The following is a 16,894-nucleotide window of genomic DNA, read 5'->3' on the forward strand; positions in this document are numbered from 1 at the left end:
CATGAATAATCGAGGCCTACTCACCCCAGGAAAACCCACCCCAGAGCGCAAGGTGCCAAAGAGCATTGAGCGCCCAGAGTACGCGTGGAAGGACGAGGTTCAGGAGAACGTCGGCGAGCCGATCATCCAGACCCCGGAGACCATCGAGGCGATGCGCGAGGCCTCGAAGATCGCCGCGAACGCACTGGCGCTTGCAGGTGCGGCTGTAGCCCCCGGGAAAACCACAGACGAGATTGACGGCATCGTCCACGACTACCTGGTCGAGCACGGCGCCTACCCGTCCACGCTGGGCTACCGCGGGTACCCGAAGTCCTCGTGCATCTCCCTGAACGAAATTGTCTGCCACGGCATCCCGGACACGACGGTGATCCAGGAGGGCGACATCGTCAACATCGACGTCACCGCCTACAAAAACGGCGTGCACGGCGACACCAACGCCACCTTCTTCGCAGGCGAGGTGGCGCAGGAGCACAAGGACCTGGTTGACCGCACTTACCAGGCGATGATGCGCGGCATTAAGGCAGCGAAGCCCGGCCGCCAGATCAACGTGATCGGGCGCGTGATCGAGTCATACGCCAAGCGCTTCGGCTACAACGTGGTCACCGACTTCACCGGCCACGGCGTGGGCACTACCTTCCACAACGGGCTCGTGGTGCTGCACTACGATTCCGACGCCTACACGGACGTCCTCGAGCCAGGCATGACGCTGACGATCGAACCGATGATCAACCTGGGCGAGCTGCCGTACCGAGTGTGGGACGACGGCTGGACAGTGCAGAACGTCGACGGCGAGTACACCGCCCAGTTCGAGCACACCATCGTGATCACCGACGACGGCAACGAAATCCTCACCATCCCGGACGCGGACGTCGCCGCCGGGCAGCATATGCTGGGGGAGTAGACCGCATAAGAATCTGAAACGGGCCCGCACGGAACATTTCAGTGCGGGCCCGCTTTACGTCTACGGTCCACCCGTAGACAGAACGAAACCCCGTCGCAAACAGCGACGGGGTTTCAACCTCCTAGCTCAAGCGCTATTGCTTAGCGGGAGAGCGGGTGCTGGATCCAGCCGTTGTAGAAGGCGAAGTTGAAGCCAGCGATGACGAGGCCAACCAGGGCGCCGATGGCAGCGACGATGGAGCCGTCGATCCAGTAGCGAGCCCACTGCGGAACGTCTTCCTTGTTGGTCTTGTTGCCGAAAGCGTCGGTCGGGTAGAACTCCTTGTCCTTGTCATCAAAGTACTGGGAAGAACCCTTGCCGTCGAACAGGCCCTTGGTGCCGTCGCTGACGACCTTACCGAAGTCCTTGTCACCCTCCTGCTTGCCGACGAAGACGACGGCCTTGTCCTTGGAGGTGGTCTCGTTCTGAGCATCCTCAGCGGACGCGATTGCGGTGCCGCCAGCGAGGACGGTCAGAGCGGTTGCGGAAGCAACTGCAGCGGTGCGGAAGTTACGCATCGTTTTCCTTCTTTCGAAATGTGAGTGGAATTGGTTTGCGGAAGTCCGCGGTCTTAGAAGTTGAATTCGCCGTGAACGAAGAAGTTGTACAGCGGGCCAACGATGAGGCCGACGAGTGCGGAGACAGCGGTGAAGATGGTCGCGCCGTACGCAAGCTTGGCGTAACGCGGCTGTGCGTCGAAGTTGTCCTTCTCACCGAAGATTGCCTGACCGTCGGTGCCGCGCAGGTTGCCGTTCTCGTCGCGGAACTGGAGCCACTCGGAGTGGGTGATCTTCTGGGAGGAAGCCGGCTCTACGCCGTCCTTGCCGTCCTTGGCCTCAACCGGACGGGACGGTGCGACGTAGGTGTTCTCTGCCGCGGTGCTGTCCTCAGTGGTCTCGGCGGTTGCGACTGCGGTGGAGCCGAATGCCACAGCGACGGCGGTTGCGCCGGCGAGGGCTGCCTTACGGAAATTACGCATGAAACGAAATCCTTCTCTGATAGTTCTTGCACGACGTCCGGGTGGAATTCAAAGAATCCCAGGGGCATTGAGCTCCTAGGACCGATAGCAAGCCCGGTGGGCTCGGTCCCGGTGTCTGCACTGACAATAGCCGAACACTTCCAGCGGTATGCAAGTTGGCGCCTAAATTTTTTCAAAAGTTCAACCAAAGGTTGGAAAGCTTGGCATTAGCTGAAAAGGTTGGGGCAATTCAAATATCTCTCACGTGCTCTTTTCGGCAGATGTGTCGAAAAGGTCGTGTCTATTCAGCTGTTCCCCCGAAAGAGGGGTGAAGCAGAGGTTTAGACTTCTTTGAATGTCAGGTCGAGGCCGAGGATCGCGTTTTCGGTCACCTCTGCCAGGGACGGGTGGATCCAGTACTGGGAGCGCGGGAAGTCCCGCAAGTCCAGCCCATATGCGAGCACAGTGATCATTTGCTGGATCAGCGTGGAGGCTTGCGGGCCCATGTAATGCGCGCCCAAAAGCTGGCCGGTCTTCCGGTCGGCCACCAGCTTCACCACGCCGGTAGAGTCCTCCAGACCCCACCCGTAGGCCACGTCGCCGTAGTTCTGCACCTTCACAGTGACGTCGAAGCCGGCGTCCACAGCTTGCTGTTCGGTCATTCCCACTGTGGCGATCTGCGGGTGGGTGAAGATCGCCGACGGGACGTGATCGTGCGGCATCGGCACCATGGCCGAGCCACTTTCGCCGGCCCAAGCTTGAAGTACGTTGTGCGTCACCGCGCGCTGCTCCGCGTTCGCCACGTGCTTGAGTTGGTACGGGGAGGAAAGGTCTCCGAGCGACCACACGCCGTCCACGGAGGTGCGGCCGAACTTGTCGACGGCGACGCGTCCGTTTTCGTGCGTTTCAATGCCAGCGGCGGCGACATTGAGTGTGTCGCTGTTGGGGATACGGCCCGTGGCGATGAGGAGGGATTCGGTGGTGACCGTGGTGCCGTCGTCAAGCGTGAGCGTGACACCCTCGCTGTCCTCGGCGGCGGAAGTGACCGTGCGGCCCATGTGGACGGTGTAGCGCTCGGCGGCGAGCTTGTTGAACGGCTCTGCGAGGTCCGGATCCAGCTGTCGAAGCAGCTGCGAGCGGCTGATGATGGTCACCTCGGTGCCCAGGGCGTCAAAGACGTGCGCAAACTCCATGGCGATGAAGCCGCCGCCGACGATGGTCAGCGACTTCGGCTGGCGCTTAAGCCGCATGATGTCCTCGTTGGTGTGGAAGGTGACGTCGTGCGCCCAGTCAGGGATGAACGCGCGGGCGCCGGCGGCGAGGATGATCGTATCGGCGGTGATGAGCTCTTCGGTCCCGCCGCGGCCAGTCTTCAGCGTCTTCGGGCCGACGAAGGACGCCTCCACGTCGTAGACGGTGACGTTGGGGCAGCCGTTGCGGCGGTAATCCTCACCGCCTTTGGCAATCAGGTCGATGCGGTTGTCGAAGACGCGCTCGACGATCCCGGGCCAGTCTGCGCCCTTGTACTCAAGATCGATGCCGAGCTTTCCGGCCTCGCGCGCCGCGTACGCCTGCTCCGCGGCAAGCACGTACATCTTGGTGGGGATGCAGCCGACGTTTAAGCACGTGCCCCCGAACGCGCCTTTCTCCACAATCGCGACGTTCTTGTCGTCGAAGTCGGGAGTGAGGATAGAGTTGCCCGAACCCGTTCCCACAATGATCAGGTCGTAGCGTGTGGCGTCCTGCAAATTGCTGTCGTGAGCGGGCATGGTTTTCTCCTCTATATATATGTGTGTGTTGCGTATTGACGTTACTGGGCAAAATCCTGGCCGTCTAACCACTTGAAAACGGCCTTGAACGCGGCCTCTCGGGCGTGGCGTTCGGAGAGGAACACGTCGTGCCGTGCGCCGTCGACGACCTGCACGCTTGCGTTGTTAGAAAGCGTCGGTGCCCAGCGCTGGATCTGGTCGACGTCGAGCACCGTGTCGGCGGTGTCCGCGGCGGGGGAGTAGTCCTCGCCAAGGTACGAATGCGACGAGCACAGCGTCAGCGTCGGCACACCAGTATCAACGTGTCCGGCGTGGATCTGTTCCTGCCCCTTGATCACCGCGCGGATCCATCCCAGGTACTTGCGGTGCCCGTCAATCGGCTTCCATTCGGTGTTGAACTCCCACTCGCCGTGGAAGTCCCTATGGATGGACTTGCCGTACGTGCCCTCACCGCGCTGCAACAGCGGCAGCGAGGGGAACATCGTCCCGAAGACGTTGAGGAGCGGTTTAAGCACTGCCACCTGCCACTTCGGAAACTGCATGTCCAGCCACGGGCTGTTCAGGACCACCCCGGCGAGCTTTTGATGCTCCGCGGGCTGCTCGCGGCGCAGCTGGTCCGCCCACAGCGGCACAATCAGCCCGCCGGTGGAATGCGCCAGCACCACCACCGAGCCGTGCTCCGCCGCAAGAATCTCCAGCGCCTGGGTGAGCTCGGGGAAATACCGGCTCATGGAAAGTGTGAAGTGCGCGCGCTGGCCCTTCTTCAGCGCGCGCCCGCAGCGCCGCAGGTCCAGCGCGTAAAACGGGTACCCGTGCCGGGTGAACTCGTCGGCGACGTGGGCCTGGAAGAAGTAGTCGGACATGCCGTGCACCCACAGCACGGCGGGCTTCTGGGGCGTTGTGCTTTGCGACGCGCGTACATCCCGCACCAGCACCGCATCCACGCGAGTTCGGCTGTCCGGGTCCTTGCCTTGGGGGAGCACTGCCTGCTCGAATCCGTCGCCAAGCGGGTCAGGTTGCCAATCAAGCTTGTTCATGCGGCCGATGATACTTTTCTGCGGACGGTTCGGACCTGTGGTCGTCGACAAGCCTTTGCACCTTGGCAATGAAGGGGACGTAATATAGTCACCACTCCCAAAAGTCGATAAACATCAAAGGATGACTACGCATGTCTGACAACGGTGGTAAGAAGTACGCGGACGAGGTGGACATCCTGCACGTCGGCGCCGGCATCATGAGCGCCACACTGTGCTCGATGCTGCACGAGCTGGAACCCGACTGGTCCCAGATGATTTTCGAGCGGCTTGACGGGCCTGCCGAGGAGTCCTCCTACCCGTTCAACAACGCCGGCACCGGCCACTCTGCGCTGTGCGAGCTGAACTACACGCCCGAGAAGAAGGGCCGCATTGATGTCTCCAAGGCGATGAACATCAACGAGAAGTTCCAGCTGTCGCGCCAGTTCTGGTCCTACCAGGTGGAAAACGGTGTGCTGACCGACCCGCGCGCCTTCATCAACCCCGTGCCGCACGTGTCGTTCGCCCAGGGCGAAGACCAGATCAACTACCTGCGCAAGCGCTACGACAAGCTCTCTGCAAACCACATGTTCCCCAACATGCAGTTCGCGGACGACCGCGAGACCTTCGCGGAGAAGCTGCCGCTGATGTCTCAGGGCCGCGACTTCGACGCCGAGCCGGTGGCCATCTCCTGGACCGACGCCGGCACCGACATCAACTACGGCTCCCTGACCGAGCAGTTCCTCGACGCCGCCAAGAACAACGGCACCGAGATCCGCTACGGCCGCGAAGTGACCAACATCAAGCGCGAAGGCAACTTCTGGAAGGTCACCGTCAAAAACGTCCACACCGGCGACAAGCAGGTTGTGCGCGCCCGCTTCGTCTTCGTCGGCGCCGGCGGCTACGCACTCGACCTGCTGCGCAAGGCCGGCGTGCCCGAGGTCCACGGCTACGCCGGCTTCCCGATCTCCGGTATGTGGCTCAAGACCGACAACCAGGAACTGGTGCAGCAGCACAAGGCCAAGGTCTACGGCAAGGCCAAGGTCGGCGCCCCGCCGATGTCCGTGCCGCACCTGGATCTGCGCGTCGTGGACGGCAAGGAATCCCTCCTGTTCGGCCCCTACGGCGGCTGGAGCCCGAAGTTCCTCAAGGAAGGCACCTACCTGGACCTGTTCAAGTCCATCCGCCTGGACAACATCCCGTCCTACCTGGGCGTCGGCGCGACCAACATCGCGCTGGTGAAGTACCTGGTGCAGGAAGTCTTCCGCGACTTCGACGGCAAGGTGGACATGCTGCACGAGTACTACCCGGCAGCAGACGGCAAGGACTGGGAAGTCGTGGTCGCCGGCCAGCGCGTGCAGGTGATCAAGCCGGCCGCGTTCCCGCGCTTCGGCACCCTGGAGTTCGGCACCGCCCTGGTCAACGACCAGAACGGCACCATCGCCGGCGTGCTCGGCGCATCCCCGGGTGCATCCATCACCCCGGCCGCCATGATCGAGCTGCTGGAGCGCTGCTTCGGCGAGCACATGATCGACTGGGCCGACAAGCTGCACGAGATGTTCCCCACCTACGGCAAGTCGCTCAAGCGCGACAAGGACGCCTACGACGAGCAGTGGGCGTGGACGCAGAAGACGCTGGGGCTGGACACGGGCGAAAACGCGCTGTAGCGCGACTGCGTTGCGCTACAGGGGGAGCGGTGTTTACGTTCCGCAGAAGGTGACGTAGGGCAGCTGTCCCTCAGGCCGGGCCATCCATTCGGGCCCGGCCTTTTCGTTGTACGGATCACTCACCGCGGCGAGTAGCTCGTTGTACGCGGTGTAGTCGCCGCGGAGCTCGGCGGCGTCGATAGCCTCCTGCAGCATGTGATTGCGGGGGATGAAGATCGGCCCTGGCGCGCCGTTCATGCCGTGCTCGCGGTTGTAGGTGGTGATGTCGGCGGCGGCGTTGAGCCCGTCGTGGTCGCCGCCGATCCACTTCGCCCAGGCCTCGTCCCAGGCTGGCTGGACAGTCTTGACGTAGGCGTCGACCTTCTCCGCGCCGAGCAGCGGGTAGAGCGCCTCCGCCAGCCGCGCCATGTTCCAGGCGATGATGTTGGGCTGGTTGCCAAACGCGTAGCGGCCCTGCCGGTCGATGGAGGAGAAGCTCGCGGTGCCGTCGAAACGCTCGGTGAACGCACACGGGCCGTAATCGAGGGTCTCGCCCGACAGCGCCACGTTGTCGGTGTTCATCACCCCGTGGACGAAACCCAGGCGCATCCAGTGCGCCACCAGGTCGAATTGGCGGCCGGTGACGGTGCGCAGCATCTCCTCGGCGTCTGAGAAGCCCGCGGCAGCGACGACCTTTTGGGTCAGCTCCTCCGATTTCGTCGCCGCGTACTGCACCGTGCCCACACGCAGGTGGCTCTTGGCCACGCGAACCACAATGCCGCCTGGGACCGCGCCGTTTTGACGGATCACAGTGCCGCCGGTGGACAGCACGGCCAGCGACCGGGTGGTGGGCACGCCGACCGCGTGCATGAACGTGGAGACGAGGTGCTCGCGCAGCATCGGCCCGATCGCGCCCACCCCGTCCGTGCCCGGGCGCGAAAACGCGGTCAGACCTGAGCCCTTGAGCTGGATCTCATACCCGGCGGTGTCACCGAGGAGCAGGGCGCGGCCGTCGCCAAGCAATGGCACGAACTGGCCGAATTGGTGCGCCGCGTATGCCATGGCGTGGCCGCCTGTGCCGCCGGAGAGGAATTTCAGGCCGTCGTCAGATTTCAGCCACGCGACGTCGAGGCCGAGCTCCTCCGCAAGCGGCTCGTTGAGCGCGACAAGCTGCGGGTTCTCAAACTCCGTGCCGGGCTCTGTGTGCGCGAGCTCCGGCAGGGCATCTGCGAGCGTGTGGGCGAGCTGGGGTTGATTCATGGCTCCACCCTAAACTGATTGGCTATGACTACCGGCCACATCACACTCGTAGGCGGCGGCCCAGGCGCGTGGGACCTGCTGACCATCCGCGGACTGCGCGCACTCGAGGCTGCCGACGTCATCCTCGCCGACCACCTCGGCCCCTCCGCTGAGCTGGAGAATTTCTTGGACCTGACCGGCAAGGAAGTCGTGGACGTGGCGAAGTTGCCGTACGCGAAGCAGGTGGCGCAGGAGCGCATCAACGAGATGCTGGTTGCCTACGCGCGCACCGGCAAGCACGTCGTGCGGCTCAAAGGCGGCGACCCGTACGTGTTCGGCCGCGGCTTCGAGGAGCTGCAGGCGTGCGCGGCGGCCGGGCTGGAGTGCTCGGTGGTGCCGGGCGTGACCTCTGCGGTGTCCGTGCCGGCTGCGGCGTCGGTGCCGGTGACCCAGCGCGGGGTCACCCACGCGTTCACGGTGGTCTCCGGGCACCTGCCGCCCGGCCACGAGAAGTCGCTGGTGGACTGGGGTGCGCTGGCCCGCGTCGGCGGGACGATCGTGGTGGTCATGGGCGTGCGCAACGTGCGGGAGATCACGGCGGCGCTGGTGGAGGCCGGGTTGTCCGGGGACACTCCCGCCGCCGTGATCCAGGAGGGGGAGACGGACGCGCAGCGCGTGTATTTTGCCACCGCGGCGAGCTTGGCCGACGTGGTGGAAGCCGAGGGCGTCGCCGCGCCGGCCGTGTACGTGGTGGGGGAGGTCGCAGGCCTTGCGCACGCTGGATAGCTTGATCTGGGATGTCGCGTTCGGCGCGGCTGAGGGTGGTCAAAGGACCGTGCTCATCTGCCACGATCCGACCCTGGACCTGACCCGCGCGGCGGTCGCTGCGGGCGCGCCGGTGGTGTTCTGCGACGCGGACTACACACGTAGCCAGCAGGCCCGGTCGCTCGGGGCTGAGGTAGCCGGCGACGTGCGCTTGGACGAGTACCTGGCCGGGGCGACGGGGTCTGCCGTTGCGGTCGGCGAGATGCCGAAGTCCCTGGCGCGGCTGGATTACCTCGCGCGCTCTATCGCGGGCGCAGGCTTCGATGACGTGCGTGTCGTGCTCGGCGCGAACAACAAGCACCTCGCACGCAGCATGAACGCGACGTTGGCGGAGTCGTTCGACGACGTTGCTGCCTCGCTCGGCCGCGGCAAGTTCCGCTGCCTTGTCGCCTCCGGCCCCCGTGAGGTGTCGTATGAGCCAAAGCTTTACGACGGCCTCGTCGCCGTCGGCGGAGTCTTCTCCGGCGCTAAGCCGGACCGGGGCGGGGAGCTGCTTCGCTCCTGCCTGCCCGCCGAGCCCGGCAGCCTGCTCGACCTGGGCTGCGGCAACGGTTCAGTCACCCGGGGCTTGGGCGGCGTTGCCACGGACGCGGATGCCGATGCGGTGCTCTCCGCCCGCGCCATCGGGTTGGAGACGACGTGGGACGACGCTGGATCCCGGCTGCCGGACGCGTCCTTCGACACAATCGCGCTGAACCCGCCGTTCCACGACGGCACCACCGTCGATGCGACGCTCGTGCAGCACCTCCTCGACGCCTCCGCGCGTCTGCTCGCCCCCGGCGGGGCGCTGTACCTGGTACACAATTCCCACCTGCGCTACCGCGGCGAGGTGGAGCGCCGCTTCACGTCCGTGGAGCAGGTCGCGCGCGATAGGACCTTCACGGTGCTCCGCGCCAGCCGCTAGGGCAGCAGGGCGGGCAGCGCGTTTGCGGCGGTGTCCTCGATGACCACGTCGGCCAGGTGCGACAGGTCCGTGCGCATGGGGGTGACCTCGATGATGGGAATCTCGCGGGCGTGCGCCATCAGCGGTAGGCCGGCGGCGGGGTAGACCACCCCGGAGGTGCCCACGATCACCAGCGCGTCAGCGGTGCGCATGCGGCGCTCCGCTTCCTTCCACTCGGCCTCCGGCAGTGCCTCGCCGAACCAGACCACGCCTGGGCGCACTGGTCCGCCGCATTCCGGGCAGGACGGGGGAGTAATCGCAGCCACGGGTTCTTTGGGGAGGTCGATGGGCTGGGCGAAGTTCTCGTCGCAAAGCGAGCAGCGAAAATCGAATAGCGAACCGTGCAGGTGGACGATGTCTTTGCTGCCCGCGCGCTCGTGGAGATTGTCGATGTTTTGGGTGGTCACCGTGGTTTTTGGTGACTTGGCGACGGCGACGTGGCCCGCGTTCGGCTCCGCCTGCTGCGCGAGGTGGGCGCGCCAGAGGTACCAGGCGAACATGGTGTCGGGATCGTCGTGCCACGCGTCGATGGACGCCATGTCCTGCGGGTCCACGTTCTCCCACAGGCCGGTCTGGGCGTCGCGGTAGGTGGCGATGCCGCTGTCGGCGCTCATGCCGGCGCCGGTGAAGACCTCGATGTGCGAGGCGTCGGCGATAAGGGCGCGGGCGGTGTCGATGGTGGAGGAGGCGGTCATGGGTGCGACGGTACCTGTGGGGCGGGGGTCACGGGGCGGTGTTAACGCCGATATCGGCATTTAGGTCCGACGCGGCGGTAAAAGCCCTGGTCGCGGTCGGGCAGGGACGGTAAATGCCGATATCGTCTTTTGCCTGGGGAGGTTCCCAAGTACCTGAGCTGTGGATAACGATGGCGGCGAGTTATCCACAGATGAGCGAGAGTCATTTCATTTTGCGTGAATCTCTGTCAGGATCGCGGCATGGATCGGGGGAGACAAGCAGAGATTGTGCGCAAGCTGCGCCATCGGGATAAAGACAACGACAACGCAGGTGCAGTGATTCTGTCATCGAAGCACTGCATGTCGCGGGCCGACTTCTCGGGGCTCGCGTTCTTTGAGAGGCGGTGGATCCAGGCTGTCGCTGCGGGGAAAGCCGCCAGGAAAGCAGCGTTGGCCGGGCGATCAGCTGCAAGGGCGTTGGATATGTGGGTGGTGACGACCGAGGTCAACGAGCCAGTGGAACTACTCCTGCCAAACGGCAAAGCGCCGCCGAAGAAGCAGCATCCAGCGAACACGGTCTATCACCGGGCAAGGAAACGGCCAGCGACAATCCGGCGCTTCGACACACTGCGTGCCACGGATGAACTGACCACGGCGTTCGAAATCGCGCTGCGACATGGTTTCCGGGAAGGGCTCGTCGCCATGGACTGGATACTGAAGTTCTACGCGGACAGAGACACGGTCGAGGCCGAGATGGAGAAGCTTGGCAGGGTACGAGGCATTGACACGCTGCGGAAAGTAGTGAGGTTCGCGGTGGACAACTCGCGCTCGCCGTTCGAGTCCTACGGAAGAGCGATTCTGATCGAGCGGGTGGCGGAGCACTGGATCGTCAACGGCATGTTTGCCGGCTATGAGGTGGATCTTCGTCGCGGGATGTTCGTGACGGAGATAGACGGCGACTACAAATACGACGGAGTGACGTTCAATCCCACCGACGAGACGCTGCGGAAAGAACGACGCCGTGAAAAGAACCTGCTGAAGGCGGGCGTCAAGCTACTGCGTCCATCGCCGGTCGATTTGTTGTTCAGAGAAGATGAGTTTGTGGCTGATGTGCGCCGGCTTCTCGCGTTAGCGGAGTTGGTTGAGAAGGCGGCGAGTTAGCGCAGGACCGAGCTACACCGCAAAAGACAGCGCCACGCACACTATGGGGATCAAAGCTATGCCGACCACCACCCGCCGCACGTAGCGCTTGCCAGGCGCGTGCGCTGTATTCACCGCTATCTTGCCCGGGTTCGACGGCAGCGCCGCGGCGACCATCGGGTCGTTCGGCGCCGAGTAGGTGCCCATCCCGCCCTGGTAGCGCAGCTGCTCGTTGCGCGACTGCTCCTCAGCGTCCGGTTCGATGCCGTCCTTCGCAGAGGTCATCCGCACCGCGATCACCACTACGTAGACGGTGAAGCCGATCCAGAGCGCGATCTCCAGCCAGAACGGCAGACTCACGTCCGGCACGACCATGGCAATGTTCATCACCGCGAATAGTGCGGCCATCGCGAGGACTATTTTGGAGACGATGACTGCGGAGGCGTCGCAAAGCTTCTCGACGCGCCGGGCCACCGTCTCCGAAAACGGCAACGCGCCGTCGGCCGGGACGTCGACGGTGTGCCGGGCAAGCGATCTCGGCGGCAGAAACAGCGGCATCACCGCTGATAACACGACACCGACGATCATTAGCAGCGTCGTGCTGAGCAGCGTCTTCGGCGCGAAGCCGTCCGCCTCTCCGGTGGGGCCGATGTGTATCGGCACCGGGTCGGGGATCGCGTCCCAGCGCAGCAGGATGTAGGCGAACCCGGCGGCGTAGATCAGCGCCGCCAGGCCGTAGCGACGGTAGTGGGATGGCATGGAGCTCAACCTACACACGCATAGTGAGCAGGGTGCCGTCGAGCGCAACGTCGAAGCCGGCGGCGGAAGCGATGTCGACGATGTCGTCGGCGCACGTGGCGTCGTGAGGCGCCAGCGCGCGGGCCAGCTCGCCCTTGTACTGCTTGTTGAAGTGGCTGACCACCTTGCCCGTGTCGGCCTGCTCCACGCGCACCGTCAGCGCTCCCGGCACCGGCCCGAGCTGCTGGTAGGCGCCGGAGCGCATGTCCACCACGAATCCCTGTTCACTGAGCGCATCGCTGACCAGGGTGCCCCACCACGCCTTCATCGTCTTCCCGCCGACCTTGGAGCCGCCGGAAACCCGGTAGCGGGGGATCAGGTCGCCCGCGCGCACCACCCCGAACAGCGCGGAGCCCACGGCCAGGCGTGCCAGGGCTGCATCAGACAGGGTCGATGCGTCGAGGGCGTCGTAGAGCACCCCGGTGTAGCGCTCGGTCGCCGGCATCACCGGCGCGGTGCGCAAACTCAAGTTCTCCTCGGCCTCCGCGCGCTTGCCGGCGGGGACTTTCAGCTCGGACATTTGGGTGTCTACGTCGGTGGCCGTGAGGACGTCGATAAGCGATGTGCGCACGGCGTCGAGGGAAGGAAACGACAGCGACATGGCCGCGTCGGTGCCGCCGGGCGCTTTGGTCTCAGAAGGCGGGAGCACGATCAGCATGCGCAAAACCCTAGCGGTAAACTGCCAAACCATGATTACACGCCTGTCCACGCTGTTCCTGCGCACGCTGCGCGAAGATCCCGCCGACGCCGAGGTGCCCAGCCACAAACTGCTGGTACGCGCAGGCTATGTGCGCCGCGCCGCGCCGGGTGTGTACTCCTGGCTGCCGCTGGGCCTGCGCGCGCTGCGCAAGATCGAAGGCGTTGTGCGCGAGGAGATGGACGCGATGGGCGGCCAGGAGCTGCTCTTCCCGGCGCTGCTGCCGCGCGAGCCGTACGAGGCCACCAACCGCTGGACCGAATACGGCGACGACCTGTTCCGCCTGAAGGACCGCAAGGGCGCTGACATGCTCCTCGGTCCCACGCACGAGGAGATGTTCACCACCGCGGTGAAGGACCTGTACTCCTCCTACAAGGACTTCCCGGTCACGCTGTACCAGATCCAGACGAAGTACCGCGACGAGGCGCGTCCCCGCGCCGGCATCCTGCGCGGACGCGAGTTTGTGATGAAGGACAGCTACTCCTTCGACATGTCGGACGAGGGCCTGGACCAGTCCTACGCCAACCACCGCGCGGCCTACCAGCGCATCTTCGACCGCGTGGGCCTGCGCTACGAGATCTGCAAGGCAACCTCTGGCGCCATGGGCGGTTCCGCGTCCGAGGAGTTCCTCGCGTACTCCGACAACGGCGAGGACACCTTCGTCGTCTCCACCGCGGGCGATTACGCCGCGAATGTCGAGGCCGTGACCACGGTCGCGTCCGAGCCGCGCTCGATTGAGGGCCTGCCGGAGGCGGTCGAGCACGACACCCCGGCGTCCGAGACCATCGCGGCGCTCGTGGAGTGGGCGCAGGATGCAGGCGTGCTTGTCGACGGCCGCTCCGCCGAAGCCGCCGACACCCTCAAGTGCATGATGGTGAAGGTCAACGACCCGCGTCAGGTAGATGACAACGGCGAGCCGGTGGGGCCGCAGCTGGTCGGTGTGCTGATCCCGGGCGACCGCGAGCTGGACGAGAAGCGCCTCGAAGCATCGCTTGAGCCGGCGACCTTCGAGCTGGCCAGCGACGAGGACTTTGCCAAGAGCGACTTTTTGGTCAAGGGTTACGTCGGCCCCCGCGCGCTTGCTGCCAATGGCGTGCGGCTGCTGGCGGACCCGCGCGTGGTGGACGGCACCGCCTGGATCACCGGCGCAGACGCTCCGCAGCGGCACGTGGTTGGCCTGGTCGCCGGCCGCGACTTCACCGTCGACGGCTACATCGAGGCCGCCGAGATCAAGGCCGGTGACCCGTCGCCGTCCGGCAACGGCACCGTCGAGCTCGCCCGCGGCATCGAGCTGGGCCACATCTTCCAGCTCGGCCGCAAGTACACCGAGGCAATGGACGTGCAGATCCTGGACGAAAACGGCAAGCGCGCCGTGCCCACCATGGGCTCCTACGGCATCGGCATTTCCCGCATGCTCGCCGTGGTTGCGGAGCAGCGCCACGACGACAAGGGTCTGGTCTGGCCGGTGGAGATTGCCCCGTTCCAGGTGCACGTCGCGGTGGCGAACAAGGACGCCGCAGCCCTTGAGGCGGGCGACCGCATCGCCGCCGAGCTGTCTGACGCCGGGCTCGAGGTGCTTTTCGACGACCGACCGAAGGTGTCCCCGGGCGTGAAGTTCAAGGACGCCGAACTGCTCGGCATGCCGTTCATTGTCATCCTCGGCCGCGCGTTCGCCGACGGCATTGTCGAGCTGCGCATCCGCGGCGGCGAGACGCTGGAGGTCCCGGCCGACGAGATCGTGGAGAAGGTCCAGGAGCTCGTCGCCGAGCGCCTCGGCTAGACCCGCTGGCCGTGGGCGGCCAGCCTGATGGCGTCCTCGCGCCAGACCGCGGACTCAGCGTGGGCGGCGGCGTAGCGCCATTGTTTGACCAGGTCGCTCTGCATGGTTTTGACCAGCTGGGCGGCTTCCTCTGCGTTCGTGGGCTCGGTGTAGCCCTCGGCGAACTCGTAGCCGGCGGCGGGAACCAACGCCTCGCCGTCGGCGACATCCAGCACGCGGGTCAGTGCCGCGGTGCGCTCGTGGGACGCCTCGCGCAGCACGCCGATGCGCTCGCGGAGGTCAGAGTCGGCGTAGGAGAGCGCGAGACCCAGCCCGTAGTAGACGGCGTTCTCCCGGGCGAGCATGTCGCGGGCCGTTTCCGTATCCGCGGCGTCCGACACAGTCTCGGTGACAGGCTCGAGGTCGACGGGGGAGAGCGTGAGTGCGTCGATAGCCTGGGCGACGATAAGGTCGACCGACTCATCCGGAACCTTGTCGGCGGCGGCAACGGTGTGCTCGAGCACCGCCTCCGCATTACCTTCGGCGGGCAGGTCGGTGTCGCCGTAGCCGACGTCGCACGACGCGGGCGTTTGCCCCTGCGCGTCCAGCCCGCACAAACGAAGCGCCTCGTTCTTCAGCTCCTCGCTCTGCTTCTTGCGCATCTCGCGCCACTGCTCCTGCGCAGGGTCCCCGAAAACCCAGTCGGCGGAGGCCTGCTTCGCTAGCGACATGATCTCGCCGTTCGCGCGCGGCCCCACGACGTCCATCACGGTGCAACTGGTGAGCAAGAGTGCGGCGGCGGGCAGCAGGAGGAGTTTCTTCACGCGCTGCACGTTACACGCTAGGTTGGTCGGCATGGCTTTTCCCACGAACGAGGCAATCGAGCGCATGGTTGAACCGGTTGCGCGCACCTACGGCATGGACATTGAGAAGATCCGCACGGTCAAGGCGGGCAAGAAGTCGCAGGTGGTCATAGCGCTGGATTCGGACGAGCACCCGACGCTCGACGACCTTGAGGAGGTGTCCAAGGAGCTCTCTACGCTTTTCGACGACGCCGAGGAACGCGGTGAGGTCAGCTTCGGCGCGGGATACACCCTGGAGCTGACAACCCCGGGCGTGGACCTGCCGTTGACTGAGGCGCGGCACTTCCGCCGCAACCGCGGCCGCAAGGTCAAGGTGGGCGGGGAGAAGTGGCGTGTGGGGCCGATAAACGCGGAGGAGACTCAGGTGGCGCTGGTACGTGCGACGAAAAAGGGGGAGGAGGTTCGCGTTTCGCCGGTTTCTGAATTGTCGGGAGCAGTGGTAGAAATTGAGTTCAATGCCCCGCCGGCAGCCGAAACGGAGCTGGCGGATCGGGCGTTTGAAGAGCTTGAGGCCGCTGCGGCGGAAGGAAAGGAACACAAGTGAATATTGACTTGAACGCGCTGAAGGCGATCGAGGAACAGCAGGGGATCGCCATGGAGGATTTGCTGGCGACCATCGCGAACGCGCTGCTGTTTTCCTACCGCGAGTTCAAGGAGGATGACGTCGCTGCCAAGGGGGAGGACAGCACTAAGGCGCGCGTCGACATCGACACTGAAACCGGCGATGTGGCCGTGATTGTCAGCGAACTGGATGCCGAAGGGGAGGTTGTCTCCGAGTACGACGACACCCCGGTGAACTTTTCGCGCATCGGCTCCGTCGCCGTGCGCGACGCCATCAAGGGCCGCCTGCGCCAGGCAGAAGCTGGCCGCGTCTACGACGAGTACTCCGGCTTCGAGGGCCAGGTGGTTTCCGGCATCGTGCAGCGCGACGCGCAGGCGGAGGCTCGCGGTCTGAACATCGTCCAGCTGGGCACCGAAGCGGACCCGCAGGACGGCATCCTGCTGCCGGCGGAGAAGATCCCGGGTGAAAAGCTCAAGCACGGTGACCGCATCAAGGCCTACGTCGTGGGCGTGAACAAGGGCGACAAGCGTGTGCAGGTGAACCTGTCGCGCACGCACCCGGAACTTGTGCGCGGTCTGTTCGCGCTCGAGGTGCCGGAGGTCGCGGACGGCTCCGTGGAGATTGTCGGCATCGCCCGCGAGGCGGGCCACCGCTCCAAGGTTGCGGTGCGCGCAACCGTCAAGGGCGTCAACGCCAAGGGTGCCTGCATCGGCCCCCGTGGCGCGCGAGTGACCAACATCATGTCCGAACTCGGCGGTGAGAAGATCGACATCATCGACTGGGATGAGGACCCCGCCAAGTACGTCGGCAATTCCCTGGCCCCGTCGAAGGTGGTCTCCGTCGAGGTGTTGGACCTCGAGGCGCAGGCGGCCCGCGTGACGGTGCCGGATTACCAGCTGTCGCTGGCTATCGGCAAGGAAGGCCAGAACGCTCGCCTCGCGGCGCGTCTGACGGGTTGGAAGATCGACATCCGCTCCGACGCGGACGCGGCCGAGTAGTTTGTAGGGAATTACACCGCTGTAACCAGGAAACCCGCTGGAAATATAGATCCAGCGGGTTTTGGCGTAC

General features: G+C 64.9%; 17 protein-coding genes. 8 read left to right on the forward strand and 9 right to left on the reverse strand.

Going from position 1 to position 16,894, the window contains the following annotated elements; translation table 11 throughout:
• The first annotated feature begins 1 nt into the window (after position 1).
• Positions 2 to 901, forward strand: a complete 900-nt coding sequence (gene map / locus HMPREF3151_RS05065) for a type I methionyl aminopeptidase (RefSeq protein WP_070474493.1) — start codon at positions 2 to 4, stop codon at positions 899 to 901.
• 140 nt (positions 902 to 1,041) lie between these two features.
• Here map and HMPREF3151_RS05070 read toward each other — a convergent pair whose 3' ends face one another.
• The 4 genes from HMPREF3151_RS05070 to HMPREF3151_RS05085 all read right to left on the reverse strand — a co-directional run bounded on the left by HMPREF3151_RS05070 (position 1,042) and on the right by HMPREF3151_RS05085 (position 4,704).
• Positions 1,042 to 1,458: a hypothetical protein gene (locus HMPREF3151_RS05070; RefSeq protein WP_070474112.1), complete on the reverse strand. Its 417-nt coding sequence runs from the start codon at positions 1,456 to 1,458 to the stop codon at positions 1,042 to 1,044.
• 53 nt (positions 1,459 to 1,511) lie between these two features.
• A complete protein-coding gene (locus tag HMPREF3151_RS05075) occupies positions 1,512 to 1,919 on the reverse strand; it encodes a hypothetical protein (protein WP_070474114.1) in 408 nt (135 codons plus the stop codon).
• Positions 1,920 to 2,239: 320 nt separating this feature from the next.
• Positions 2,240 to 3,667 (reverse strand): mycothione reductase, encoded by a 1,428-nt coding sequence (mtr, locus tag HMPREF3151_RS05080; RefSeq protein WP_070474116.1) that lies wholly within the window; start codon positions 3,665 to 3,667, stop codon positions 2,240 to 2,242.
• A gap of 41 nt (positions 3,668 to 3,708) precedes the next feature.
• The gene (locus HMPREF3151_RS05085; RefSeq protein ID WP_070474496.1) at positions 3,709 to 4,704 is read right to left on the reverse strand and encodes an alpha/beta hydrolase; all 996 of its coding nucleotides are present in this window, start codon (positions 4,702 to 4,704) and stop codon (positions 3,709 to 3,711) included.
• 131 nt (positions 4,705 to 4,835) lie between these two features.
• Here HMPREF3151_RS05085 and mqo point away from each other — a divergent pair, with 131 nt between their 5' ends.
• On the forward strand, positions 4,836 to 6,347 hold the full coding sequence (gene mqo, locus HMPREF3151_RS05090) for a malate dehydrogenase (quinone) (RefSeq protein ID WP_070474119.1): 1,512 nt from the start codon (positions 4,836 to 4,838) through the stop codon (positions 6,345 to 6,347).
• Positions 6,348 to 6,380: 33 nt separating this feature from the next.
• Here the strand turns inward: mqo and HMPREF3151_RS05095 are convergent, their stop codons facing one another.
• On the reverse strand, positions 6,381 to 7,586 hold the full coding sequence (locus HMPREF3151_RS05095; RefSeq protein WP_070474121.1) for a protein adenylyltransferase SelO family protein: 1,206 nt from the start codon (positions 7,584 to 7,586) through the stop codon (positions 6,381 to 6,383).
• A 24-nt stretch (positions 7,587 to 7,610) separates the two neighbouring features.
• Between HMPREF3151_RS05095 and cobA the strand changes: the two genes are divergently transcribed.
• Together cobA and HMPREF3151_RS05105 are read left to right on the forward strand one after the other, a co-directional pair.
• Entirely contained in the window at positions 7,611 to 8,351 is a 741-nt protein-coding gene (gene cobA / locus HMPREF3151_RS05100; protein ID WP_070474123.1) for a uroporphyrinogen-III C-methyltransferase, read from the forward strand.
• The gene (locus HMPREF3151_RS05105; RefSeq protein ID WP_070474125.1) at positions 8,335 to 9,294 is read left to right on the forward strand and encodes a class I SAM-dependent methyltransferase; all 960 of its coding nucleotides are present in this window, start codon (positions 8,335 to 8,337) and stop codon (positions 9,292 to 9,294) included. Before cobA ends, HMPREF3151_RS05105 begins: the two co-directional genes overlap by 17 nt.
• Here HMPREF3151_RS05105 and HMPREF3151_RS05110 read toward each other — a convergent pair.
• Positions 9,291 to 10,028 (reverse strand): NAD-dependent deacylase, encoded by a 738-nt coding sequence (locus HMPREF3151_RS05110; protein ID WP_070474127.1) that lies wholly within the window; start codon positions 10,026 to 10,028, stop codon positions 9,291 to 9,293. The two genes, HMPREF3151_RS05105 and HMPREF3151_RS05110, sit on opposite strands and share 4 nt — an antisense overlap.
• Positions 10,029 to 10,295: 267 nt before the next feature.
• Here HMPREF3151_RS05110 and HMPREF3151_RS05115 point away from each other — a divergent pair, with 267 nt between their 5' ends.
• Complete coding sequence (locus HMPREF3151_RS05115) at positions 10,296 to 11,168, forward strand: hypothetical protein (protein ID WP_141741334.1); 873 nt, start codon at positions 10,296 to 10,298, stop codon at positions 11,166 to 11,168.
• A gap of 12 nt (positions 11,169 to 11,180) precedes the next feature.
• Here the strand turns inward: HMPREF3151_RS05115 and HMPREF3151_RS05120 are convergent, their stop codons facing one another.
• Together HMPREF3151_RS05120 and HMPREF3151_RS05125 are read right to left on the reverse strand one after the other, a co-directional pair.
• Positions 11,181 to 11,906 (reverse strand): DUF1648 domain-containing protein, encoded by a 726-nt coding sequence (locus tag HMPREF3151_RS05120; protein ID WP_070474131.1) that lies wholly within the window; start codon positions 11,904 to 11,906, stop codon positions 11,181 to 11,183.
• 10 nt (positions 11,907 to 11,916) lie between these two features.
• Complete coding sequence (locus HMPREF3151_RS05125; protein ID WP_070474500.1) at positions 11,917 to 12,603, reverse strand: YaaA family protein; 687 nt, start codon at positions 12,601 to 12,603, stop codon at positions 11,917 to 11,919.
• Positions 12,604 to 12,634: 31 nt separating this feature from the next.
• Here HMPREF3151_RS05125 and HMPREF3151_RS05130 point away from each other — a divergent pair, with 31 nt between their 5' ends.
• Positions 12,635 to 14,422: a proline--tRNA ligase gene (locus HMPREF3151_RS05130; protein ID WP_070474133.1), complete on the forward strand. Its 1,788-nt coding sequence runs from the start codon at positions 12,635 to 12,637 to the stop codon at positions 14,420 to 14,422.
• On the opposite strand, the gene HMPREF3151_RS05135 is transcribed toward HMPREF3151_RS05130, so the two are convergent.
• A complete protein-coding gene (locus HMPREF3151_RS05135; protein WP_246815209.1) occupies positions 14,419 to 15,225 on the reverse strand; it encodes a DUF4439 domain-containing protein in 807 nt (268 codons plus the stop codon). The two genes, HMPREF3151_RS05130 and HMPREF3151_RS05135, sit on opposite strands and share 4 nt — an antisense overlap.
• Positions 15,226 to 15,256: 31 nt before the next feature.
• Here HMPREF3151_RS05135 and rimP point away from each other — a divergent pair, with 31 nt between their 5' ends.
• Together rimP and nusA are read left to right on the forward strand one after the other, a co-directional pair.
• Entirely contained in the window at positions 15,257 to 15,808 is a 552-nt protein-coding gene (gene rimP, locus HMPREF3151_RS05140) for a ribosome maturation factor RimP (protein WP_070474503.1), read from the forward strand.
• On the forward strand, positions 15,805 to 16,824 hold the full coding sequence (gene nusA, locus HMPREF3151_RS05145; RefSeq protein ID WP_070474135.1) for a transcription termination factor NusA: 1,020 nt from the start codon (positions 15,805 to 15,807) through the stop codon (positions 16,822 to 16,824). The genes rimP and nusA overlap by 4 nt, the downstream gene beginning before the upstream one ends.
• Positions 16,825 to 16,894: the final 70 nt, after the last annotated feature.

This window comes from Corynebacterium sp. HMSC05H05, from assembly GCF_001807265.1.
Lineage (GTDB): Bacteria > Actinomycetota > Actinomycetes > Mycobacteriales > Mycobacteriaceae > Corynebacterium.

What these genes read in the sequence shown, in the direction of transcription:
- map (WP_070474493.1), top strand. Translation starts at nt 2, where the DNA reads ATGAATAATCGAGGCCTACTCACCCCAGGAAAACCCACCCCAGAGCGC.
- HMPREF3151_RS05070 (WP_070474112.1), bottom strand. Translation starts at nt 1,458, where the DNA reads ATGCGTAACTTCCGCACCGCTGCAGTTGCTTCCGCAACCGCTCTGACC.
- HMPREF3151_RS05075 (WP_070474114.1), bottom strand. Translation starts at nt 1,919, where the DNA reads ATGCGTAATTTCCGTAAGGCAGCCCTCGCCGGCGCAACCGCCGTCGCT.
- mtr (WP_070474116.1), bottom strand. Translation starts at nt 3,667, where the DNA reads ATGCCCGCTCACGACAGCAATTTGCAGGACGCCACACGCTACGACCTG.
- HMPREF3151_RS05085 (WP_070474496.1), bottom strand. Translation starts at nt 4,704, where the DNA reads ATGAACAAGCTTGATTGGCAACCTGACCCGCTTGGCGACGGATTCGAG.
- mqo (WP_070474119.1), top strand. Translation starts at nt 4,836, where the DNA reads ATGTCTGACAACGGTGGTAAGAAGTACGCGGACGAGGTGGACATCCTG.
- HMPREF3151_RS05095 (WP_070474121.1), bottom strand. Translation starts at nt 7,586, where the DNA reads ATGAATCAACCCCAGCTCGCCCACACGCTCGCAGATGCCCTGCCGGAG.
- cobA (WP_070474123.1), top strand. Translation starts at nt 7,611, where the DNA reads ATGACTACCGGCCACATCACACTCGTAGGCGGCGGCCCAGGCGCGTGG.
- HMPREF3151_RS05110 (WP_070474127.1), bottom strand. Translation starts at nt 10,028, where the DNA reads ATGACCGCCTCCTCCACCATCGACACCGCCCGCGCCCTTATCGCCGAC.
- HMPREF3151_RS05120 (WP_070474131.1), bottom strand. Translation starts at nt 11,906, where the DNA reads ATGCCATCCCACTACCGTCGCTACGGCCTGGCGGCGCTGATCTACGCC.
- HMPREF3151_RS05125 (WP_070474500.1), bottom strand. Translation starts at nt 12,603, where the DNA reads ATGCTGATCGTGCTCCCGCCTTCTGAGACCAAAGCGCCCGGCGGCACC.
- HMPREF3151_RS05130 (WP_070474133.1), top strand. Translation starts at nt 12,635, where the DNA reads ATGATTACACGCCTGTCCACGCTGTTCCTGCGCACGCTGCGCGAAGAT.
- rimP (WP_070474503.1), top strand. Translation starts at nt 15,257, where the DNA reads ATGGCTTTTCCCACGAACGAGGCAATCGAGCGCATGGTTGAACCGGTT.